The sequence below is a fragment of the Acidovorax sp. A1169 genome, from assembly GCF_030704685.1.
GTDB lineage: Bacteria > Pseudomonadota > Gammaproteobacteria > Burkholderiales > Burkholderiaceae_C > Acidovorax.
Window position 1 is genome coordinate 52,803 of sequence record NZ_JAUZDX010000014.1, and the last position, 21,792, is coordinate 74,594.

16 protein-coding genes and 1 pseudogene are annotated in these 21,792 nt (G+C 68.0%); 13 read left to right on the forward strand and 4 right to left on the reverse strand.

The features are described from left to right. Nucleotides 1-440: 440 nt before the first annotated feature. The gene (gene acs, locus QYL93_RS21050) at nucleotides 441-2,444 is read right to left on the reverse strand and encodes an acetate--CoA ligase (RefSeq protein ID WP_305745489.1); all 2,004 of its coding nucleotides are present in this window, start codon (nucleotides 2,442-2,444) and stop codon (nucleotides 441-443) included. A 154-nt stretch (nucleotides 2,445-2,598) separates the two neighbouring features. Between acs and QYL93_RS21055 the strand changes: the two genes are divergently transcribed. From QYL93_RS21055 to QYL93_RS21085, 7 genes and pseudogenes are all read left to right on the forward strand, one after another. Then, the gene (locus QYL93_RS21055) at nucleotides 2,599-3,207 is read left to right on the forward strand and encodes a TIGR00645 family protein (protein ID WP_305745490.1); all 609 of its coding nucleotides are present in this window, start codon (nucleotides 2,599-2,601) and stop codon (nucleotides 3,205-3,207) included. Nucleotides 3,208-3,733: 526 nt separating this feature from the next. Beyond that, nucleotides 3,734-4,982, forward strand: a pseudogene (gene proV / locus QYL93_RS21060) (glycine betaine/L-proline ABC transporter ATP-binding protein ProV); the annotation flags it as partial. Continuing rightward, complete coding sequence (gene proW, locus QYL93_RS21065) at nucleotides 4,981-6,189, forward strand: glycine betaine/L-proline ABC transporter permease ProW (RefSeq protein WP_305745492.1); 1,209 nt, start codon at nucleotides 4,981-4,983, stop codon at nucleotides 6,187-6,189. The pseudogene proV and the gene proW, both read left to right, overlap by 2 nt. 29 nt (nucleotides 6,190-6,218) lie before the next feature. Further along, complete coding sequence (gene proX, locus QYL93_RS21070; RefSeq protein WP_305745493.1) at nucleotides 6,219-7,223, forward strand: glycine betaine/L-proline ABC transporter substrate-binding protein ProX; 1,005 nt, start codon at nucleotides 6,219-6,221, stop codon at nucleotides 7,221-7,223. A gap of 160 nt (nucleotides 7,224-7,383) precedes the next feature. After that, entirely contained in the window at nucleotides 7,384-8,502 is a 1,119-nt protein-coding gene (locus tag QYL93_RS21075) for an RDD family protein (protein WP_305745494.1), read from the forward strand. A gap of 99 nt (nucleotides 8,503-8,601) precedes the next feature. Continuing rightward, nucleotides 8,602-9,732, forward strand: coding sequence for a DNA topoisomerase IB (locus QYL93_RS21080; protein WP_305745495.1), 1,131 nt, complete (start codon nucleotides 8,602-8,604; stop codon nucleotides 9,730-9,732). A gap of 140 nt (nucleotides 9,733-9,872) precedes the next feature. Next, nucleotides 9,873-10,670 (forward strand): Crp/Fnr family transcriptional regulator, encoded by a 798-nt coding sequence (locus tag QYL93_RS21085; RefSeq protein WP_305745496.1) that lies wholly within the window; start codon nucleotides 9,873-9,875, stop codon nucleotides 10,668-10,670. A gap of 28 nt (nucleotides 10,671-10,698) precedes the next feature. Here QYL93_RS21085 and QYL93_RS21090 read toward each other — a convergent pair whose 3' ends face one another. After that, nucleotides 10,699-11,505 (reverse strand): helix-turn-helix domain-containing protein, encoded by an 807-nt coding sequence (locus QYL93_RS21090; protein ID WP_305745497.1) that lies wholly within the window; start codon nucleotides 11,503-11,505, stop codon nucleotides 10,699-10,701. Nucleotides 11,506-11,625: 120 nt separating this feature from the next. Here QYL93_RS21090 and QYL93_RS21095 point away from each other — a divergent pair, with 120 nt between their 5' ends. Next, nucleotides 11,626-12,495 (forward strand): NAD(P)-dependent oxidoreductase, encoded by an 870-nt coding sequence (locus QYL93_RS21095; protein ID WP_305745498.1) that lies wholly within the window; start codon nucleotides 11,626-11,628, stop codon nucleotides 12,493-12,495. Nucleotides 12,496-12,501: 6 nt separating this feature from the next. Here QYL93_RS21095 and fumC read toward each other — a convergent pair whose 3' ends face one another. Further along, entirely contained in the window at nucleotides 12,502-13,887 is a 1,386-nt protein-coding gene (gene fumC / locus QYL93_RS21100; protein ID WP_305745499.1) for a class II fumarate hydratase, read from the reverse strand. 637 nt (nucleotides 13,888-14,524) lie between these two features. Between fumC and QYL93_RS21105 the strand changes: the two genes are divergently transcribed. Then, complete coding sequence (locus tag QYL93_RS21105) at nucleotides 14,525-16,678, forward strand: bifunctional diguanylate cyclase/phosphodiesterase (protein WP_305745500.1); 2,154 nt, start codon at nucleotides 14,525-14,527, stop codon at nucleotides 16,676-16,678. Nucleotides 16,679-16,974: 296 nt separating this feature from the next. Further along, nucleotides 16,975-17,331, forward strand: coding sequence for a hypothetical protein (locus tag QYL93_RS21110; protein WP_305745501.1), 357 nt, complete (start codon nucleotides 16,975-16,977; stop codon nucleotides 17,329-17,331). Nucleotides 17,332-17,357: 26 nt separating this feature from the next. Here QYL93_RS21110 and QYL93_RS21115 read toward each other — a convergent pair whose 3' ends face one another. Then, nucleotides 17,358-18,185: an inositol monophosphatase gene (locus QYL93_RS21115; protein ID WP_305745596.1), complete on the reverse strand. Its 828-nt coding sequence runs from the start codon at nucleotides 18,183-18,185 to the stop codon at nucleotides 17,358-17,360. Between the two features lie 184 nt (nucleotides 18,186-18,369). On the opposite strand from QYL93_RS21115, the gene QYL93_RS21120 reads away from it, so the two are divergent. The 3 genes from QYL93_RS21120 to QYL93_RS21130 all read left to right on the forward strand — a co-directional run bounded on the left by QYL93_RS21120 (nucleotide 18,370) and on the right by QYL93_RS21130 (nucleotide 21,692). Then, nucleotides 18,370-19,923, forward strand: coding sequence for a fumarate hydratase (locus QYL93_RS21120; protein WP_305745502.1), 1,554 nt, complete (start codon nucleotides 18,370-18,372; stop codon nucleotides 19,921-19,923). Nucleotides 19,924-20,112: 189 nt separating this feature from the next. Beyond that, nucleotides 20,113-20,991, forward strand: coding sequence for a glutamate racemase (gene murI, locus QYL93_RS21125; protein ID WP_305745503.1), 879 nt, complete (start codon nucleotides 20,113-20,115; stop codon nucleotides 20,989-20,991). Nucleotides 20,992-21,032: 41 nt separating this feature from the next. Next, entirely contained in the window at nucleotides 21,033-21,692 is a 660-nt protein-coding gene (locus QYL93_RS21130) for a TonB family protein (RefSeq protein ID WP_305745504.1), read from the forward strand. The last annotated feature ends 100 nt before the right edge of the window (nucleotides 21,693-21,792 follow it).

Below are 21,792 nucleotides of genomic sequence, written 5' to 3' on the forward strand. Positions count from 1 at the left end.
CCGACCTTGCAGCGGTTTGCCGAAGCTGTCCTACAGGGGCGGCCGCCTGGCCGCTGCGCGGCGGCCGGTGGCCGGGATAAAAAAGTTGCGAAGCGTCCCGAAACGAAAAAAAGAGAGGGAGGGAGGAAAACGCTCCGGAAGGGGCAGTCGGAACCCATGGGACCGAAAGGCTTCGCAACGTCAAAATGGTACTTCAATCACGGCGGTGGATGATCGACGAGGATTCTGTGGCCACGTCACATCGCTGCGCGATATGAGTGTCCCCAAACCCCGCAAGCGCTGCGCGCTGACGCCATTGCACGGCGCCATCTGGATCAGTTGGCCCGGGCCAACTGATCCAGAATTGCGGGGTTTTGTGGCCACGTCACATCGCTGCGCGATAGGAGCGTCCCCGAACCGGCAGCGCTGCGCGCTGGCGCCGTTGCACGGCGCCTTCTGGATCAGTTGGTCTGCGACAACTGATCCAGGATTGCCGGATTCTCAAGCGTGGAAGTATCTTGGGTGATCGCCTCCCCCTTGGCAATGCTGCGCAGCAGCCGGCGCATGATCTTGCCGCTGCGCGTCTTGGGCAGGTTGTCGCCGAAACGGATGTCCTTGGGCTTGGCGATGGGGCCGATTTCCTTGGCGACCCAGGCGCGCAGTTCGTTGGCGATCTGCTTGGCCTCTTCGCCGGTGGGGCGCGAGCGCTTGAGCACGACGAAGGCGCAGATGGCCTCGCCGGTCACGTCGTCGGGGCGGCCCACCACGGCGGCTTCGGCCACCAGGTCGGTCTTGGAGACCAGGGCCGACTCGATTTCCATCGTGCCCATGCGGTGGCCCGAGACGTTGAGCACATCGTCGATGCGGCCGGTGATGCGAAAGTAGGCGCGGTCGCTGCTGCGCACGGCACCGTCGCCGGCCAGGTAGTAGCCCTTGAGCTCTTCGGGGAAGTAGGCCTTCTTGAAGCGCTCGGGGTCGTTCCAGATGGTGCGGATCATGCTGGGCCAGGGGCGCTTGATGACCAGGATGCCGCCCGTGCCGTTGGCGATGTCGTTGCCCAGCTCATCGACGATGGCGGCGGTGATGCCGGGCAGCGGCAGCGTGCAGCTGCCGGGCACCAGCGGCGTGGCGCCGGGCAGCGGGGTGATGACGTGGCCGCCGGTCTCGGTCTGCCAGAAGGTGTCCACGATGGGGCAGCGCTCGCCGCCCACGTTCTTGTGGTACCACATCCAGGCTTCGGGGTTGATGGGCTCGCCCACGCTGCCCAGGATGCGCAGGCTCGACAGGTCCGAGCGCGCGGGATGCACGGAGGCATCGCCCTCGGCCGCCTTGATGAGCGAACGGATGGCGGTGGGGGCCGTGTAGAAGATGGTGCACTTGTGCTTTTCGATCATCTGCCAGAAGCGCCCGGCGTTGGGGAAGGTGGGGATGCCTTCGAAGATGATCTGCGTGGCGCCCGCAGCCAGCGGGCCGTAGGCCACGTAGGTGTGGCCGGTGATCCAGCCGATGTCGGCCGTGCACCAGAAGATGTCGTCAGGCCGCAGGTCGAAGGTCCAGTCCATCGTGAGCTTGGCCCACAGCAGGTAGCCGCCGGTGGAGTGCTGCACGCCCTTGGGCTTGCCGGTGGAGCCGCTGGTGTACAGGATGAACAGCGGGTGCTCTGCGCCCACGGCCACGGGCGGGCAGTCGGTGCTCTGGCCTTCGAGGGCTTCGGTGAAGGTCTTGTCGCGCCCGGCCACCATGTTGCAGGCGGTGGGCGTGCGCTGGTAGACGAAGACGTTGCGGATGGTATCGCAGCCGCCGGCGGCCAGGGCCTCGTCGATGATGGCCTTGAGCGGCAGCTCCTTGCCGCCGCGCATCTGGTAGTTGGCGGTGATCACGGCCACGGCACCGGCGTCGATGATGCGCTCCTGCACCGCCTTGGCGCTGAAGCCGCCGAACACCACGCTGTGCGTGGCGCCGATGCGCGCGCAGGCCTGCATGGCGATCACGCCCTCCACCGTCATGGGCATGTAGATCAGCACGCGGTCGCCCTTTTGCACGCCGTGGGCCTTGAGCGCATTGGCGAACTGGCCCACGCGGGCCAGCAGCTCCTTGTAGGTCACACGGGTCACCGTGCCATCGTCGGCCTCGAAGATGATCGCGTCTTTGTTCTCGGTGGGCGTGCCGATGTGGCGGTCCAGGCAGTTGGCGCTGGCATTGAGTTCGCCGTCGTCGAACCACTGGTAGAACGGGGCGTTGGATTCGTCCAGCGTGCGGGTGAAGGGCCGGGTCCACTGCACGTTCTCGCGCGCCAGGCGCGCCCAGAAGCCTTCGAAGTCCTGCTCGGCCTCGGCGCACAGGGCGTCGTAGCCGGCCATGCCGGAGACGCGGGCGGCTTTGACGATGGCGTCCGACGGCGGAAACACGCGGTTTTCGACCAGCACGGACTCGATTGCCGATGTAGAGGTGGATGCTGCACTCATCTTGTTGTCTCCTGGGTCTGATGGAATTGGTTTGGCCGGTACTGTCCTGCGCGGCACTTACAAGCCACTGACTGGCACGAAGCTTACAGGTCCTGTCACAGGCCACTGCGGGAGACACCCTAAAATCGCGCGTCTCCCCTACCCCACCCCCTTTATGTCCGCCCCCAAGCCCCCCCTCAAGCCCACGCCCATGCGCCCCCTGTCCTCGCTGATCTTTGCGAGCCGCTGGCTGCAACTGCCCCTGTACCTGGGCCTGATCCTGGCGCAGGCGGTGTATGTGTTCCATTTCTGGGTGGAGCTGGTGCACCTGATCGAGGCCGCCTTCGGCAACACGGCGGCGCTCAAACAGCTGGTTTCCAGCATCGGCTACAAGAGCGATTTCGAGGTCACGGCGCTCAACGAGACCATCATCATGCTGGTGGTGCTGGCGCTGATCGACGTGGTGATGATCTCCAACCTGCTGATCATGGTCATCGTGGGCGGCTACGAGACCTTTGTCTCGCGCCTGCACCTCGAAGACCACCCCGACCAGCCCGAATGGCTGAGCCACGTGAACGCCTCGGTGCTCAAGGTCAAGCTGGCCACGGCCATCATCGGCATCAGCTCCATCCACCTGCTCAAGACCTTCATCAACGCCGCCAACTACGACGAGAAGGTGCTGATGTGGCAGACCATCATCCACGTGGTGTTCCTGCTGAGCGCGCTGGCCATCGCGGCGACGGACCGCCTGATGGCGCACAGCACACCGCCTGCACGGCACTGACCGGCCCCGGCCAACCAAGCCCCGCAAGGACCTGCCCGCCAGGTCCGGCGGGGCTTTTTTCATGGGCAACGCGCGCGGTGCGCCCGCTTATACCACCGTCGTAAAAACCCGCATTCCCGACATAAACGCACTGAATACATATAATTCACCGGTGTTTTACAACCTGCAACGCAGGTAATTCGTCCTTTTCACAGGGCGAATCCCCCAGTCGGGGCGGCTGAAACCTGTTGACGGACAGCAGCCTCCGACGCCATGGCCGGATCTCCGGCCCTGATGTATCGTTCAGCGTTCGGCCACCCCTGCGGGGCCGCGCCGACTCTGAGGCCCTTGCGCACCACCTTGCGTGCCATCCGGGCCGATCCGGGCACCTGCCGTGCCCACCCCTTGCCTTTGTGCCCTGCGCCTGCGCGCCGGGTCGGCTGCCGCATCAGGGTTCCGCTTTTCCGGCCTTCCATCGAGCCTGGGCCACCTGCAGGTGGCCGGGCGTGTTGATCCACCAGCCATCCACCGAGGAAGGACCCACCCCATGGCCAAACAAATCACCATCGAGCATGTGTTCAAGGTTTTCGGCGACACGCCGCAGACCGCGCTGGACCTGGCACGCCAGGGCCTGGGCAAGAAAGACATCCTGACGCAGACCGGCAATTCCATCGCCGTCTTCGACGCCAGCTTCACCATCGCGGCCGGCGAGATCTTCGTCGTCATGGGCCTGTCGGGCTCGGGCAAATCCACGCTGGTGCGCATGCTCAACCGCCTGATCGAACCCACGGCCGGCCGCATCCTGGTGGAAGGCGAGGACATCAACGCCCTGGGCGAGCGCCAGCTGCGCGCCCTGCGCCGCAAGGACATCAGCATGGTGTTCCAGTCCTTCGCCCTCATGCCGCACCTGACGGTGCAGGACAACGCCGCCTTCGGGCTCGAACTGGCCGGGGTGGGCCGTGCGGAGCGCCAGCAGCAGGCCGCCCTGGCGCTGGAGCAGGTGGGCCTGGCCGGCTGGGGCGCGAGCTACCCCGACGAGCTCTCCGGCGGCATGCAGCAGCGCGTGGGCCTGGCGCGGGCGCTGGCCAGCGACCCGTCCATCCTGCTCATGGACGAGGCTTTCTCCGCCCTGGACCCGATCATCCGCTCGGAGATGCAGGGCGAGCTGCTGCGCCTGCAGCAGGTGCGCCGGCGCACCATCGTCTTCATCTCGCACGACCTGGACGAGGCCATGCGCATCGGCGACCGCATTGCCATCATGAAAGACGGCGAAGTGGTGCAGGTGGGCACGCCCGACGAGATCCTGCGAAACCCTGCCAACGACTACGTGCGCAGCTTCGTGCGCGGCGTGGACGCAGCCGCCGTGTTCAAGGCCGGCGACATCGCGCGCAAGCGCCTCACCGTGGTGAACGAGCACAGCGACCGGGGCGCCCGTGCGGCGCTGCAGCTGATCGAGGGGCACGATGACGACTTCGCCTACGTGCTCAGCCCCAGCCGGCGCTACCTGGGCACCGTGTCGGCCGACTCGCTGCGCGCGGCCCTGCGCGGCCACACCGGGCCGCTGGGGCTGCAGCATGCCTACATCGGAGGGGTGGAGCCCATCGCTGCGCAGGCGCCGGTGGCCGACCTGTTCGGCCAGGTGGCGCAGGCGCCCTGCGCGCTGCCCGTGGTGGAGGCCGATGGGCGCTTTCGCGGCGCCATCAGCAAGACCACGCTGCTGCGCTTTCTGGACCGGGACACACCGCCCCTTCCCGCCGCCACCACCCCATCGACCGCCACCACCGGGAGCCCCGCATGACCGAGACCACGCTGAACCCAACACTCCCCGCCATGGCGCGGGAAGCATCCCTGCCCCTTCAGACCGAAACCAGCCCCTGGGCCGGCGATGCCGCCACCGCCCTGCCGCAGCCCGCGCCCTTCATCGATCCCTGGCAGGCCTCCATGCAGGCCGGCGACGGCGGCGCAGCGTCCACCGACTGGCTCAACGCTCCGCTACCGGCTGCGGACCTGGCGGGCACGGTCGACCCCACTGCAGCCAGCAGCCTGAACCCCGGCCAGTGGCTCGACGGCTCCGTGCCCGTACAGGCCTGGATCAACCAGGGCCTTGGCTGGGCGGTGGAACACTTTCGCCCCTTTTTCCAGAGTATGCGCGCGCCCATCGACGGCACGCTCAGCGGGGTCGAGGGCCTGCTCACCAGCCTGCCCGCCCCGGCCATGGTGGTGCTGGCAGGCCTGCTGGCCTGGCAGTTCGCGGGCCGGGCCCTCGCACTGGGCACGGTGGTGTCGCTGGCCCTGGTGGCGCTGCTGGGCATCTGGCCCGAGGCCATGGTCACGCTGTCGCTGGTGCTCACCTCGCTGGCCTTCTGCGTGCTGATCGGCCTGCCCCTGGGCATCGTGCTGGCCAGCAGCGACCGCGCCCAGCGCCTCATGCGCCCGCTGCTCGACGCCATGCAGACCACGCCGGCCTTCGTCTACCTGGTGCCGGTGGTGATGCTGTTCGGCATTGGCAACGTGCCGGGCGTGATGGTCACCATCGTCTTTGCGCTGCCGCCGCTGGTGCGCCTGACCAACCTGGGACTGCGCCAGGTGCGGCCCGACCTGATCGAGGCCTCGCGCGCCTACGGCGCGTCGCCGCTGCAGATGCTGGTGAAGGTGCAGCTGCCGCTGGCCATGCCATCCATCATGGCCGGCATCAACCAGGCGCTGATGCTGTCGCTGTCGATGGTGGTCATCGCCTCGATGATCGCCGTGGGCGGCCTGGGGCAGATGGTGCTGCGCGGCATCGGCCGGCTGGACATGGGCCTGGCCACCGTGGGCGGCCTGGGCATCGTGCTGCTGGCCATCACGCTGGACCGCATCACCCAGTCCCTGGGCCGGCCGCGCCGCGGCGTGCGCCACTGGTGGCACACCGGCCCTGCGGGCCTGGTGTTGCGCACCACATCGCGCCTGGTGCAGCCACGCCGGGCCGCGCAAGGCCCGGGTGCCCTGCCCGCCCTGCGCTGATCCCCCACCCGACACGAGGAAACGAACCCATGGCATCCATGAACCACCGCATCGCCACCGTGCTTGCCGCCTTCACCCTGGCAGGCGGCGCCTGCGCGCAAGCCAACCTGCCCGGCAAGGGCATCGCCGTGCAGCCCCTGCAAAGCTCCATCGCCGAAGAGAGCTTCCAGACCCTGCTGGTGGGCCGCGCGCTCGAAAAGCTGGGCTACACCGTACAGCCCATCAAGGAGGTCGAGTACCCCACCGCCCACGTGGCCATCGCCCAGGGCGACGCCACCTACATGGCCAACCACTGGGACCCGCTGCACGCCGACTTCTACCGCAATGCGGGTGGCGACGCCAAACTCTCGCGCACCGGCAGCTATTCGCAGAACGCCGTGCAGGGCTACCTGATCGACAAGAAGACGGCCGAGCAGTACGGCATCACCCACATCGACCAGCTCAAGGACCCGAAGCTCGCCCGCCTGTTCGACACCAACGGCGATGACAAGGCCGACCTCACCGGCTGCACGCCCGGCTGGGGCTGCGAGGGCGTGATCGAGCACCAACTCACGGCCTACGGCCTCACCGGCACGGTGACCCACGTGCAGGGCAGCTACTCGGCGTTGATCGCCGACACCCTTGCCCGGTTCAAGCAGGGCCAGCCCATCCTGCACTACACCTGGACGCCTTACTGGGTCAGCGGCGTGCTGCGCCCCGGCCAGGAAGTGGTGTGGCTGCAGGTGCCGCACTCCGCGCTGCCGGGCGAGCAGGCCGCTCTGGAGACGCGCCTGGCGAATGGCAGAAACTACGGCTTCATCCCCAACCACCAGCGCATCGTGGCCAACCGGCAGTTCACCGACCAGAACCCGGCGGCAGCGAAGCTGTTCGAGGTGATGCAACTGCCCGTGGGCGACATCAACGCCCAGAACCTGGCCATGCGCGACGGGCAGAACCGGCCCGCCGACCTCACGCGCCATGCGGACGGCTGGATCCGCGCGCACCAGGCCACCTTCGACAGCTGGATCGCACAGGCGCTGGCGGCATCCAGGTAACTCCGCAAGTTGTGCGGAATGTCTCACTCTTTCGGGTGAGTGTGTGTGGTGCAGGCCACAAGTGGCCGCAGCGCGCTGCAGGTGGCGGGGCGTGCGCCGCATAATCCGGCCGCTTCGACCCACCCTTGCCGGCCATCGACTTGTGGCCTGCCGCACCACCATGCAATGCCCGCGCTGCAACTGGCAAAACCACGCCTTCTACACCCAATGCTTCAGCTGCCAGGCGCCGCTGCCGGTGGCTGGCACGCAGGCAGGTGCAGCCCCAGCCCCATTCCCTGACGCCAAAGCCCCGGCCCCCAAGCCTGCGCAAAAGCAGGCACACCAGGCCGAATTGGTCGAGGTGTTTCCCGGCACCCTGCCGCGCCTGGGCGCCACACTGATCGACGGGTTCCTCATGCTGGTCCTGCCCATCGCGATGGTGCTGGTCTGGGTGTTGGCCCGACCGTTATTCGACGCAGCCCCGAACGCCGTCTACCCGGCCGCGCTGGCACTGGCGGTGCTGGGCCTGTTCTCCCCCGCGCTGATGGACGCCATGGGCCGGGGCTCGCCAGGCAAGCGCCTGCTCGGCATGCGCGTCACCACGCGCACGGGCGAGCGGCCCGGCGTGGTGCGCTCCATGCTGCGGCATTTCCTCAAGTACACGCTGACCTTGGGGCTCACGGTGGCCGTGCCCTTTTTGCTGCACCGCGTGCTCACGGCCCTGTTCGGCGAGCGCGGCCTGCACAGCTCGATGACGGGCACCTTCGTCGTTTCCAGCAACGCCAGCGACACCGCCATCCAGAAGGCCGTGGCACTGGAACGCGGGCCGGGCTGGTTCCTCAAGGCGATGGTGGCGCTGGGAGCGCTGTCGGCCTTCAGTTTCGCGATCATGGTGGCCGCGGCGCTGTGGAACCAGGGCGACGAGCCCGCCAACCCGCACCGCGACCAGGTACGCCTGCTGGACAAGGCTGCGCGCCCCGTGCTGCAACTGGTGGAGAACCACTACCGCAACACCGGCAGCTTTCCTGCCAATGCGGCGGCCATCGGCCTGGCCCAGACGGGGCAGTTGCCGGCAGGCTTCAAGGCGCTGGCAATCGAACCGGCCAATGGCGTGGTACGCCTGACCATTGCCGACGGCGCGGGCGAGCCACTGGACGGCAAGCACCTGGTCTACATGCCCACGATGAAGAAGCGCAAGGGCCAGGGCGACATCGGCAAATGGCAGTGCGGCAGCGACGACATCGCGCGCGAGAACCTGTCCTTCGGTTGCCGCCACGCCGTGGCGGGCGCGGCGAAATAGACCACGGGCAGGCCGCCCAAGCTGGCTGCGGCGCCGTCCCACGCCGGTGTCGAGCGGGCTCCTACGGCCGCTCCCGGCAGGCCGCGGTGTGATCGGGGCATGCCTTCGCCCGCCTCCTCCCCACGCAAGACCACCCCATCCCGCCCCCGCCTGCCCGGTGGGCTGCGCTATGTCAGCACCGCCATGCCGGGCCTCACGCGCGTGAAGCGCGGCAAGGCCTTTCGCTACCGCAGCCCCGACGGGCAGTGGGTGGTGGATCCCGACGAGGTGGCGCGCATCAACCGGCTGGCGATACCGCCGGCCTACACCAGCGTGTGGATCTGCCCGCTGCCCAACGGCCACCTGCAGGCCACGGGTCTGGACGCGCGCGGCCGGCTGCAGTACCGCTACCACCCGGACTGGCGGCGGCAGCGCGACGAGCACAAGTTCGACCGCATGCAGGCCTTTGGCCGCGCGCTGCCGCGCATCCGAGCGCGCGTGGCGCGCGATCTGAAGGACGGCGCACGCGGCAACGCCCTCTCGCGCACCCTGGTACTGGCCACGCTGTTGCGCCTGCTGGACACCACCTTCGTGCGCGTGGGCAATGAGGAGTACGCCAGCAGCAACAACTCCTTCGGCCTGACCACGCTGCGCACACGCCATGCCAGGCTGCACGGCAGCAAGCTCACACTGAGCTTCAGGGGCAAGAGCGGCGTGCCGCAGCAGGCCGCGCTGGACGACCAGCGCGTGGCCCGCGTGGTGCGCCGCTGCCAGCAACTGCCGGGGCAGGAGCTGTTCCAGTACGAAGGCGATGACGGACAACCCCACGCGGTGGGCTCGGGCGATGTGAACGACTACCTGGCCGAGATCACCGGGGCCGACAAGGCCGGCGCCGATGCCATGCGCTTTACCGCCAAGGACTTCCGCACCTGGCACGGCACGGTGCAGGCGCTGGAGCTCACGCGCCTGGCCTGCGCGGGCCCGGCGGGGCCACAGGCCTACAGCGCCAGGGACATCCTGGCCGAGGTGGCGCGCCAGCTCGGCAACACACCCGCCGTGTGCAAGAAGTCGTACGTGCACCCGGCGGTGCTGGAGCTGGGCTCGCGCCTGGTGTCCGACGCAGGGCCGGGCATGCAGTCGGTGTGGGAGCGCGCCGGCGGCGCGGCATCGCCCCGGGGGCTGAGCGCGGCGGAGCGGCGGCTGCTGGCCTTTCTGCACAAGCCGCGCGGCAAGGCGGCGGCAAAAGCCTGAGTCCGTGTCGCCAAGGTGCCGCGCCGAGCCTCGGCTGGGGTGGTGGGTGGCTAAAATTGCTGCAGCGCGGCAAAAACAGCGGTCCCTCCTGCCGCCATCGGTACCCCCATCGACATCGCCCCCACGAGCAGCCCATCACCATGCTGGAATCACTGAGCAGCGGCGCTGACCGCAACGCGCAGCAGCGCCCCTTCCTGAGCCTGGAAGAGCGCGACGCCATCAACCGCGGCCGGTGGTTCGCGGCGCTCACGCCCTCGCTCAGGCACGACATCCTGCGCCTGGGCCGCGTCACGCGCTACGCGCACGGCAAGATGATCGTCGAGCAGGGCAAGCCGGCAACGGACTGGTTCACCTGTGCCAGCGGCGCCATCCGCTTTCGGCGCACCACGCCCTCGGGCAAGCAGGTCACGCTGGCCTATGTGGAGCCGGGCATCTGGGTCGGCGAGGCCGAGGTGCTGCACCAGGGCGCCAACACCTACGACGCCCACGCGCATGGCCCCACCACGGTGCTCAGCGTGGCCGAGGCGGTGTTCCGCCAGCTGCTGCGCGAACACCCCTCGTTCGGCGAGGCGCTGCTCACCCTGCAGGCGCGGCGCATGCGCTATCTGTACTGGATGATGGAGGACATGGCCACCCTGCCCCTGCGCGCACGGCTGGCCAAGCAACTCCTGCACATGCTGCGCCGCTTCGGCGAGCGCGCGGCCGTGCCCGGCACGCGCGGCGCCATCGGTCTGTCGCTGGTGCAGGACGAGCTGGCGCAGCTGCTGGGCGGCTCGCGCCAGCGTATCAACATGGAGCTCAAGTGGATGGAGCGCGAGGGCATCATCGGCATCCACCAGCGCGACATCGTGGTGCACAACCTCGCGCAGCTCGAAGCGCTGGCGCAGCAGGAGTCGCTGCCGCACAGCGAACCCGCAACAGTTCACAGAACCGATTGACAGCTGCCTGAGTAGCCGCGCGCGGACACTACTGCGCGCGCAACATGCCCGGCGACACCCCCAGCACGCGGCGCATGGCGCGCGCCATGTGGCTCTGGTGCGCAAAGCCCGCCGCCAGGGCCACCTGGCTGGCCGGCAACTGGCCCTGGCGCAGCAGCGCGCGGGCGCGCTCCACCCGGCGCTGCACCACGTACTCGTGCACAGGCACGCCCAGCGAACGCTTGAACAGCGTCTTGAAGTGCGACATGCTGCTGTGCGCCACGCCGGCCAGCACCGGCAGCGAGAGGTCTTGGTCCAGCCGGTTCTCGATGTAGTCCACCACCCGGCGCAGCTGCGCCGCGGACAGGCTGGGCGGCGCCTTCCTGGCCAGCGTGTAGCGGCCCAGCAGGTGCACGGCCAGGGCCGTGCCCAGGCTCTCGGCATATAGGCGACCATTGGGCGAACCGGCCTGGCGCTCGGCCTCCAGCGCCCAGGCGATGTGCGCCAGGTGCGCGTCCTGGAACTGGTGGAGCGGCGCCAGGGCGGCGCGGCCGGGCGGCAGGCCAGCCTCCAGGGCTATGCGTTCGAGCAGTGCCGGCGCAAAGCGCAGCACCACCGAGCGGCCCGGCCCGTCTTCATGCCAGATGTCGGACTGCCCGGCGGCGACGATGTCCACGTCGCCGCGCGTGTAGACAAAGCGCTGCGCGCCGCACTGGCCCTGCACCGGCTCGCCCGAATGCACGCGGATGCGCATATCTGCCATCGGCTTGAGCTCGACCACGCCGCCCGGCGTTTCCACCAGGTCCACCTGCAGGCCGGCGCGGCCGGGGGTAATCGCCAATGCAGATTCGTCCATCCGTGCTCTCCAAAAAGCCGTTCGTGCGCGACCGGCCAAGCGTTCCTGCGGATTATTCAATGGCCGCCGCGGAAGCACTTTGCGCCCGCGGTTTGGCGCTACTGAACGAAAGGGATTGGCATGAAAACGACCGTGATCGGAATGGGGACCATGGGCAAGAAGCTGGCCGCACTGCTGCTGCAGGCAGACCACCGGGTGAGCGTATGGAACCGCTCGCCGGCCCACGCCGCCGAGGTGGTGGGCCTGGGGGCCACCCTGCACCAGGACGTGGCGCAGGCCATCGCCGCCAGCGAGGTGATCGTGGTCTGCGTGAAGGACTACGAGGTGGCCAACGCCATCCTGCTGTCACCGGGGGTGGGAGCGGCATTGAAGGGCCGCACGTTGGTGCACCTGACCACCGGCAGCCCCCAGGAGGCGCTGGACATGGACGGCTGGGTGCGCAGCCAGGGCGCCCACTACCTGGACGGCGCGATACAGGCCGCCCCAGAGCAGATGGGGCTGCCGACGACGCCGGTCTTCGTGTCGGGCGCGCAGCAGGCCTTCAACAACGCGCAGGCCGTGCTGCAGGTGTTCGGCGGCGGCGTCACGTTCCTGGGCGAGCGCCCCTCGCTCGCCTCGGCGATGGATTTCGCCACGCTGTCGTATGTCTACGGCGCCACCGTGGGCTTCTTCCACGGCGCCCGCATTGCCGAGACGGAGGGCCTCGACGTCGAGCACTACGGCGTGCTTGTGAACCAGATCGCGCCCTCGTTCGGCGCCTTCCTGCAGCACCAGGGCACGGTGATCCACAGCGGCGACTTCGCCATCACGCAAAGCCCGCTGCGCATCTCCATCGACGCCACGCGCCGCATCGCACAGCACGCGCGCGACGCCGGCATCCACGCCGCCGTGCCGGAGCTGGCGGAAACGCTGTTCCGCCAAGCCGAGGAAGCGGGCTACGCAGACGAGGAAGCGGCGGCCGTGGTCAAGGTGATGCGTGCCAACAAGTGACCACGCTCAACGCCCCACCATGTTGCCCGGCACCACCCACTGGTCGAACTGCTCGCCCGTCACATGGCCCGAGCCCACGGCGGCTTCGCGCAGGCTGGTGCCTTCCTTGTGGGCCTTCTTGGCGATAAAGGCGGCCTTGTCGTAGCCGATGTGGGTGTTGAGCGCCGTCACCAGCATCAGCGAGCGGTCGACCAGCTCGGTGATGCGTTCGCGGTTGGGCTCGATACCCACGGCGCACTGGTCGTTGAAGCTGACCATGCCGTCGGCCAAGAGGCGCACGCTCTGCAGGAAGTTGTGCGCCACCATGGGGCGGAACACGTTGAGCTCGAAGTTGCCCGAGGCGCCGCCGAAGTTGATGGCCACGTCGTTGCCGAACACCTGGGCGGCCAGCATGGTCACGGCCTCGCTCTGCGTGGGGTTGACCTTGCCGGGCATGATGGACGAGCCGGGCTCGTTCTCGGGGATGCTGAGCTCGCCGATGCCGCTGCGCGGGCCGCTGGCCAGCCAGCGCACGTCGTTGGCGATCTTCATCATGCTGGCGGCCAGGGTCTTGAGCGCACCGTGCGCATGCACCAGGCCATCCACCGAGGCCAGGGCCTCGAACTTGTTGGGCGCGGTGACGAAGGGCAGGCCCGTCAGGCGCGCCAGCTCGGCGGCGGACTGCTCGGCGTAGCCCTTGGGGGCGTTGAGGCCCGTGCCCACCGCCGTGCCGCCCAGGGCCAGCTCGTACAGGTGAGGCAGCGCCGCGCGCACGTGGCGCTCGCCATGGTCGAGCTGGGCCACGTAGCCCGAGAACTCCTGGCCCAGCGTGAGCGGGGTGGCGTCCTGCAGGTGGGTGCGCCCGATCTTGACGATGCCGTCGAAGTCCTTGGCTTTCTTGTCTAAGGTGGCGCGCAGCTTGGCAATCGCGGGCAGCAGCTTGTGCGTGAGCGCTTCCACAGCGGCCACATGCATGGCAGTGGGGAACACGTCGTTGCTCGACTGGCTGCGGTTCACGTCGTCGTTGGGGTGCACCAGGCGGCCGTCCCCGCGCTCGCCGCCCAAAATCTCGCTGGCACGGTTGGCCAGCACCTCGTTGACGTTCATGTTGGTCTGCGTGCCCGAGCCCGTCTGCCACACCACCAACGGGAACTCGCCAGGGTGCTTGCCTGCGATGACTTCATCGGCGGCGGCGACGATGGCCTCGGTCTTCTTGGCGTCCTGCAGGCCCAGGGCCTGGTTCACCACGGCCGAGGCGCGCTTGACCTGGGCCAGCGCCTTGATGATCTCGCGCGGCTGCTGCTCGCCCGAGATGTCGAAGTTCTGCAGCGAGCGCTGCGTCTGCGCGCCCCACAGCTTGTCGGCCGGCACTTCGATGGGGCCAAAGGTGTCGCGTTCGGTACGGGAGGTCATGGGAAACGGTACTCCAGGGTAAACAACTGTCAGATGGGCCAGCACGGCCCGGTGCGGCAGCGGCGGGCCGCAGAAAAGGGGTGGCCGAGGGGAGCCCGGCGCGCCCGGAGCATAAGGCAAAACAAAACAATTCTCATTTACCAACCCGAAAGCATGGGCAGATTCCGGGGAAATGCGACTGCCGCCGATGGGCGCACAGCATCCATGGATTGTGCCGCCATGCCCGCCCATGGGCTGCGGGCCTAGAGCCCCCACTCCAACAAATTTCGCAACAAATTGGTACACTTTGTCCCACAAAGAACCTGTTCACGGTGTTTTTCCGGGGCGCGTCGCCTGTGACGGAATGCCGCTCCATGGATCCCAGGCCGCACTGCAGATGCCCCCCGGCAAGCCTGCGGAGCAGCCCCATCCCCATACCCCTCTTGCCGGGCACATTGCCCTGGTTGAACCTTGGGAGCCCGCAGCAGGGTGTGCAGCCGCATGGCCTGTGCCGCTCTGCCTGCGGCCTGCACGCGTTCAATCCGAGAGACCATGAACAGGTTCTGCCGCCCGCACAGGCGCGCCCTCTTGACGGCGCGCCTGTGCGGGCGCAACCTGCCTATCCAGAACCAATGCCTTTTTCCTGTTTGTCCATTCCATGAACACGTTCATGCCTTTCAGCTACAACCTGTTCGTGGTGGCAGCCTCTTTTGCCATTGCCATGCTGGCCTCCTACGTCACGCTGGACCTGGCACGGCGGGTGCGCACGGCGCAGCGCCGCGTAGGCCTGGCCTGGTGGGCGGCGGGCTCCATCGTCATGGGCACGGGCATCTGGTCCATGCACTTCCTGGGCATGCAGGCGTTCAAGCTGCCCATCGAGATCGGTTTTTCCGGCGGCGCCACCCTGCTGTCCTGGCTGGCGGCAGTGGCGGCATCGGGCGTGGCGCTGGAGCTGGCCAGCCGCGAGCACTTTGGCAACACCCAGCTCGCACTGGGGGCCCTGGTGATGGGCGCCGGCATCAGCGGCATGCACTACATCGGCATGGCGGCCATGGACATGAACCCCGGCATCGTCTGGGACTACCGGGTGGTGGTCCTGTCGGTGCTGATCGCGGTGCTGGCCTCGGCCTCGGCACTGCTCATCTTCAAACTGCTGCGCCGCGTGCGGCCCAGCCAGCGCGTGGGCTACCAGCTGGCCGCCTCGTTCGTGATGGCAGTGGCCATCTGCGGCATGCACTACACCGGCATGGCGGCAGCCCGCTTTGCGGTGGGCGCCGTGTGCCTGAGCGCCGGCGAGCTGGGTGGCCCGGGTATGACGGCGATGGTGCTCATCGCCACCGGCATGCTGCTGGTGAGCACGCTGTTCACCTCCATCCTGGACTCACGGCTGCAGAACACGGCGCAGCAGCTCACCCATTCGCTGCGGGAGAGCAATGCGCGCCTGCAGGCCGCCAACGACGAACTGCAAAAGCGCGCCTTTGCCGACGCACTCACCGGCCTGCCCAACCGCCTGCTGTTCGAGGACCGCCTCATCCATGCCCTGCTGCGCCTGGACCGCACGAATCACCACCGTGTGGAAGACCGGCTGGCCGTGCTGTTCGTCGACCTTGACGGCTTCAAGCCCATCAACGACTCGTTCGGCCATGCGGCCGGCGACGTGATTCTGCGCAGCGCAGCGGACCGGCTGCGCCAGGAGGCGCGCGAGAGCGACACGGTGGCCCGCGTGGGTGGCGATGAGTTCCTGATCCTGCTGGAAGACGTGACCGACGTGGCCGCCTGCGTCAGCATGGCCAACCGCGTGCTCGAATCGCTGTCGCGGCCCTTCGAGGTGTCGGGCAAGAAGGTCCAGATCGCCTGCTCCATCGGCATCGTCGTGCACCCCGACCATGGCGACCGCACCAAGCTGGTGGCCAACGCCGATGCGGCCATGTACGCCGCCAAGCGCGCAGGCGGTGGCTGCTACGCGCTGTTCGAGCCCCACATGGGCTCGGACGCCTCCGAGCAGTTGGAGCTGCTGAACGACCTGCGCCAGGCGCTGGACCGGGGCGAGCTGGCCCTGCACTACCAACCCAAGATCGACGGCACGCGCGGCCAGATCAGCGGCGTGGAGGCACTGCTGCGCTGGAACCACCCCAAGCACGGCATGGTGCCCCCCATGGTGTTCATCACCCTGGCCGAGCGCTTCGGCCTGATCGGGCGCCTGGGCGCCTGGGTCATCAACGAAGCCTGCCGCCAGACGGCCGAGTGGGGCCGCAGCGGCCTGCGCATGCGCGTGGCCATCAACCTGTCGGTGCACCAGCTGCGCGAAAGCGGCCTGGCCGAGCGCATCGGGCAGGCGCTGCAGTTTCACGGGCTCGATGCCTCGCAACTGCTGTGCGAGATCACCGAATCGGTGGCCATGGAGGACATCAAGGCCACGCAGCGCACCTTCGAAGGGCTGGCACGCATCGGCGTGTTCCTGTCCATCGACGACTTCGGCACCGGCTACTCCAGCCTCAACTACCTGCGCCAACTGCCCGCGCAGCAGCTCAAGATCGACCGCAGCTTCGTCAACGACCTGGAAGACAGCGAAGACGCCCGCGCCGTGGTGAGCGCCGTGGTGAGCCTGGCACACGCGCTGGGCCTGCGCGTGGTGGCCGAGGGCGTGGAAACCAGCGGCCAGCGCGACATCCTGCTGGCCATGGACTGTGACGAACTGCAGGGTTTCTTCTTTGCCCGCCCCATGCCGGCGGATTCGCTGTTCGCCTGGTCGCAGGGCGAAAAGCCGGACGGTGCCGTGGACTTCACGCCGTCCGTGATCGGGAGCTTGTGATGCCCCCTGAGGCGCTTCGCGCCTTCCCCCTCAGGGGGACGCCCCCAGCGCGGCGGGGCGGCCCTTGCGCGGGGGCACTGGCTTGAGCCGCGCGCCTTTTCAGACATACGCTGGCTTTTTTGCGGGACCCGCCAGTGCTAAGTCCTTCGGTCCCCGTGACCATCGGTAGCAATCGTCGGCATGTTCTTACACCGCGCAGCGCAGGGCGCGCGCACCATGGCACCACAGTGGCCGCACCGCCATTGCCGTGCCGACTCCCGTTGACCGGTGCGCACCCAGCCAGATCGGAGACTTCCATGGCCAACAGCAGCCTGCTCGGCATCGACGCCGACAACCTCCCGCCCACCCACAGCGCCACCGGCAACGACAGCATGGGCCCCAGCGATGCGTCCGACTCGGGCAGCGACAGCGCCGGCGTCTACAGCGCCGACCCCGAGATGGACACCGACCGCTACGGCACCGGCGAGCGCGCCAGCGTCGAGCCCGGCCTGCACCGCGAAGCGCGCGACATCCTGCCCGACCACATGGAATCCCTCGCATCCGCAGACGACGCGGACGGCGACCTGCCCGCAGATCCCCTGGTGGATGTCGATGCCGACATGTACCCCGAAGAAGACAGCGAAGAGCCCGGGGTCGAGGACGAACCCGCCTGAACCGGCCCCGCCCCCTGCCAAGGGGTCTATGCCAGCAAGGCCCCGCGCACCGCGTCGAAGCTGCGCTGGTCAGGCGCACAGACCAGCCCGCCCGCGGTGTGCGACGGCAGATAGCCGCTGCCATCAAAGTGGCCCGAATACCCGCCCGCCTCGCGGTGCAGCAGCCAGCCAGCGGCATGGTCCCAGGGCATGAGCCTGTTGTAGAACACGGCATGCACATGGCCAGCAGCGGCGAGCCGGTATTCGTGCGCCGCGCAGCGCAACCAGGTGCTCATGCCCAGGCGCGACAGCCGGGAGTTGACCTCTGTGCGCAGCGGCTCCGGCAGGAAGTTGGTGCCCACCACGCATTCCATCTCTCCCACCGGCACCGGCGGCGCCACCTGCAGCGCCATGCGCTCACCGCCAGCCGATTCCATCCACGCGCCACCGCCCTTGATGGCAAAGGCCGTATCCGCGCGCACGGGATCGTGGATGGCTGCGGCGACCACCTCGCCCGCCACGGTCACGGCCGCCATCACGCCGAACAGCGGCAGGCCAGAGGCGAAGTTCTTCGTGCCGTCCAGCGGGTCGATGATGAAGGCCAGGTCGGCCGTGGCGATGGAGGCGAGCAGCGAAGGATCGCGCCCGGCGGATTCTTCCCCGATATAGGCAGCGCCACTGCGGTGCCGTGCACGCAAAGCCGACAGGATGGCCGCCTCCGCTGACTCATCAGCCTCCGTCACGATGTCGAAGGCCGAGGTCTTTTGCCGGCGGTCTACCGCAGACAGGCGCGTGAAGCGGGGCATGATTTCCTCACGCGCTGCGACCGCCAGAAGGGCACCGAGAAACTCAAGTTCTGTCGAGGCGTAGACCATGGGTGAAGGCGCCAGATGGTGGAGTTGCACCATCCTATCTTTTGCGCCGCGGCTCGGCGAATGCGGGCCATTTCCCGTGCCAGCCCCCTGTCAGCACGCGGGTGGGATAATTGTGCTCGGCGCCGTCCCAGGCGGCAGCCAGCGTGCACAGACACGCACCCGTTCCGCCCACGACAGAAACACGATGACCACCACGATCAAGTACGACGATCTCGTCGAGTCCGTTGCTGCTGCGCTGCAGTACATCTCCTACTACCACCCCAGCGACTACATCGCCCACCTGGCGCGCGCCTACGAGCGCGAGCAGAGCGCCGCGGCCAAGGACGCGATCGCCCAGATCCTGACCAACAGCAAGATGAGCGCCACCGGCCAGCGCCCGATCTGCCAGGACACCGGCATCGTCAACGTGTTCTTGAAGGTCGGCATGGACGTGCGCTGGGAAGGCTTCCCCGGCGGTCTGGAAGACGCCATCAACGAAGGCGTGCGCCGCGGCTACAACCACCCCGACAACACCCTGCGCGCCAGCGTGGTGGCCGACCCCGAGTTCGACCGCAAGAACACCAAGGACAACACGCCTGCGGTGATCTTCGCGCAGATCGTGCCCGGCGCCAGCCTGGACATCACCGTGGCGGCCAAGGGCGGCGGCAGCGAGAACAAGAGCAAGATGATCATGCTCAACCCCGGTGACAGCGTGATCGACTGGGTGCTCAAGACCGTGCCCACCATGGGCGCCGGCTGGTGCCCGCCGGGCATGCTGGGTATCGGCATCGGCGGCACGGCCGAGAAGGCGGTGCTGCTGGCCAAGGAAAGTCTGATGGACGACCTCGATATGTACGAGCTGCAGGCCAAGTCCTCGCGCGGCGACAAGCTCAACAAGGTCGAGGAGATGCGCCTGGAGCTGTACCACAAGGTCAACGCCCTGGGAATCGGCGCGCAGGGCCTGGGCGGGCTGACCACGGTGCTGGACGTGAAGATCAAGATGTACCCCACCCACGCGGCCAGCAAGCCCGTGGCCATGATCCCCAACTGCGCAGCCACGCGCCACGCGCACTTCGTGATGGATGGCTCGGGCCCGGTGTACATGAACCCGCCTTCGCTGGACCTGTGGCCCAACGTGAACTGGGCGCCCGACTACAACAAGAGCAAGAAGGTCAACCTGGACACCCTGACCAAGGAAGAAGTGGCCAGCTGGAAGCCCGGCGACACGCTTCTGCTCAACGGCAAGATGCTCACCGGCCGCGACGCCGCGCACAAGCGCATCAAGGACATGCTGGCCCGGGGCGAGAAGCTGCCCGTGGACTTCACCAACCGCGTGATCTACTACGTGGGACCGGTGGACCCGGTGCGTGACGAGGCCGTGGGCCCCGCTGGCCCGACCACCGCCACGCGCATGGACGGTTTTACCGAGATGATGCTGGCCGAGACCGGACTGATCGCGATGATCGGCAAGTCCGAACGCGGCCCGGTGGCCATCGAGGCGATCAAGAAGCACCGGAGCGCCTACCTGATGGCCGTGGGTGGCGCTGCCTACCTGGTGAGCAAGGCCATCAAGACCGCCAAGGTGCTGGGCTTTGCCGACCTGGGGATGGAAGCCATCTACGAATTCGACGTGGTGGACATGCCGGTGACGGTGGCGGTGGATGCCGGGGGCACCAGTGCCCACATCACCGGACCGGCGGAGTGGCAAAAGCGCATTGCCACTGGCGAGTTCCGGGGTATCGAGGTAGCAGCGGCCTGACCGGCTGACGGCGCCGGCTGAAGAGCCCGGCCAAGACCACGATCCCCCGGCAGTGCACCAGGCACGGCCGGGGGATTTTTCTTGGCACGTGCCAGGTTTTCATACCGGTGCCCGTGCGCCGCAGGCGTGGTGGAGTTACATTGCTCGGCACACTTTTCTTTTCCACCGCCCGCCCCGTCCCATCCCGCCATGACCTCCCCGAATTCACAGCCCATCGGCGTCTTTGACAGCGGCGTGGGCGGCCTCAGCGTACTGCGGGCCCTGCGCGCCGAGCTGCCGCACGAGCGCTTCGTCTACCTGGCCGACAGCGCGCATGCCCCCTATGGCGAGCGCGGCGATGCCTATGTGGGCGCGCGCACGCATGCCATCACGCGCCACCTGCTGGAGCAGCATGGCATCAAGGCGCTGGTGGTGGCCTGCAACACGGCCACGGCTGCGGCCATCCACGAGGTGCGCAGCCGCTACCCGGCCCTGCCGCTGGTGGGGCTGGAACCGGCCATCAAGCCCGCCTTGGCCGTGACGCAGACCGGGCGCGTAGGCGTGATCGGCACGCGCGGCACCTTGACCAGCGCCAAGTTCGGCAAGCTGCTGGCCAGCCTGCAGGGCCAGGCCGAGTTTGTGACGCAGCCCTGCGATGGTCTGGCCCATGCCATCGAGCGCAGCGTGGACCGCCCCGTGCCCGCCAGCCCCCAAGGCACCGAGACCTGGGAACTGTGCGAGCGCTACATCGACGCCATGGGCCCCTTCGGCACCGGCGCCGGTGCCATCGACACCCTGGTGCTGGGCTGCACGCACTACATCTTTGCCGAGCGCGACCTGCGCACGCTGGTGGGCCCCGCGGTGCGCTTCATCGAGACCGGCGAACCCGTGGCACGCCAGACGCGGCGGCTGCTGGAAAGCGCCGGCCTGCTGGCAGCCGCCGCCGCAGAAACGCCACGGGCGCAGCTCTTCACCACCGGCGGCCTGCCCCAATTGCAGGCAGCGGCACAGCGCTGGCTGGACCTGCCCACCGACTGCTGCCAGACGGTGGCGATTGCATCTCACACCACCGAACACAGCGCGGCCTAGGCGCGTTGGATTTTTTGGCGCTTTTTGACGACCGACCCGGCATGACCATCTCCCTGCGAGCCCTACGGCTCATGACCCTCGTGCCGCTGCTGGCAGTGGCCTGCGCCGTGGCGCAGACGGCCCCTCCTTCCGCACCCTCGCCACAGGACCTGGCACAGGAACAGATCGCGGAGCTTGAAAAAGCCCAGCGCGCGATGATCCAGGACCTCAAGCGCCAGTTGGCGGAGATGCCGGAGACCGTGCGAAAGCAGCGGCTGCGCGCCCGCATCGCGGAGATCGAAGGCCGCGCCAACCTTCCCCGGGATCTGTACATATCACCGAGCGCGAAGATGAGCGCGCCCATGAAGACCTACTACGAGCGCATGAAGGTGCGCATCGAAGACTGCGGCACACGCCATTTTCCGAGCCAGGACGGGCGCAAGCTCTACGGCCAGGGCGTGGTGGGCATCACCCTGGCCAACGACGGCTCGGTGATCCAGGCAGACGTGCTGCAGTCATCGCAGGACAAGGCGCTGGACGAGCACATGCTCAAGCTGGTGCATGCCTCGGCCCCGTTCGGCACACCACCGGCCAGGCCCATGGCCAATGGTTCGCCGGTCTACCGCCGCCTGGTGGTGATCACCGGCTTCGATTTCAACCGCGACAGCGAGAAACCAGCGCCCGATCCCGTGCCGGCCCAGGAGCGCTGCAAGTGGGGATGAACTGATACGGATTTGCCTTTAACCGTATAGCGTCGTTGGTTCGCCTTGCCGTGCTACAGCACTGTCTGCGGCTCCCGCCTAGCTATACGATCAAATGCAA

Coding starts and splice junctions, on each gene's coding strand:
- QYL93_RS21120 (WP_305745502.1), top strand. CDS start 18,370: ATGACCACCACGATCAAGTACGACGATCTCGTCGAGTCCGTTGCTGCT.
- QYL93_RS21090 (WP_305745497.1), bottom strand. CDS start 11,505: ATGGACGAATCTGCATTGGCGATTACCCCCGGCCGCGCCGGCCTGCAG.
- QYL93_RS21130 (WP_305745504.1), top strand. CDS start 21,033: ATGACCATCTCCCTGCGAGCCCTACGGCTCATGACCCTCGTGCCGCTG.
- QYL93_RS21105 (WP_305745500.1), top strand. CDS start 14,525: ATGAACACGTTCATGCCTTTCAGCTACAACCTGTTCGTGGTGGCAGCC.
- fumC (WP_305745499.1), bottom strand. CDS start 13,887: ATGACCTCCCGTACCGAACGCGACACCTTTGGCCCCATCGAAGTGCCG.
- QYL93_RS21110 (WP_305745501.1), top strand. CDS start 16,975: ATGGCCAACAGCAGCCTGCTCGGCATCGACGCCGACAACCTCCCGCCC.
- QYL93_RS21080 (WP_305745495.1), top strand. CDS start 8,602: ATGCCTTCGCCCGCCTCCTCCCCACGCAAGACCACCCCATCCCGCCCC.
- proX (WP_305745493.1), top strand. CDS start 6,219: ATGGCATCCATGAACCACCGCATCGCCACCGTGCTTGCCGCCTTCACC.
- QYL93_RS21085 (WP_305745496.1), top strand. CDS start 9,873: ATGCTGGAATCACTGAGCAGCGGCGCTGACCGCAACGCGCAGCAGCGC.
- murI (WP_305745503.1), top strand. CDS start 20,113: ATGACCTCCCCGAATTCACAGCCCATCGGCGTCTTTGACAGCGGCGTG.
- QYL93_RS21075 (WP_305745494.1), top strand. CDS start 7,384: ATGCAATGCCCGCGCTGCAACTGGCAAAACCACGCCTTCTACACCCAA.
- QYL93_RS21115 (WP_305745596.1), bottom strand. CDS start 18,185: ATGGTCTACGCCTCGACAGAACTTGAGTTTCTCGGTGCCCTTCTGGCG.
- QYL93_RS21095 (WP_305745498.1), top strand. CDS start 11,626: ATGAAAACGACCGTGATCGGAATGGGGACCATGGGCAAGAAGCTGGCC.
- proW (WP_305745492.1), top strand. CDS start 4,981: ATGACCGAGACCACGCTGAACCCAACACTCCCCGCCATGGCGCGGGAA.
- acs (WP_305745489.1), bottom strand. CDS start 2,444: ATGAGTGCAGCATCCACCTCTACATCGGCAATCGAGTCCGTGCTGGTC.
- QYL93_RS21055 (WP_305745490.1), top strand. CDS start 2,599: ATGTCCGCCCCCAAGCCCCCCCTCAAGCCCACGCCCATGCGCCCCCTG.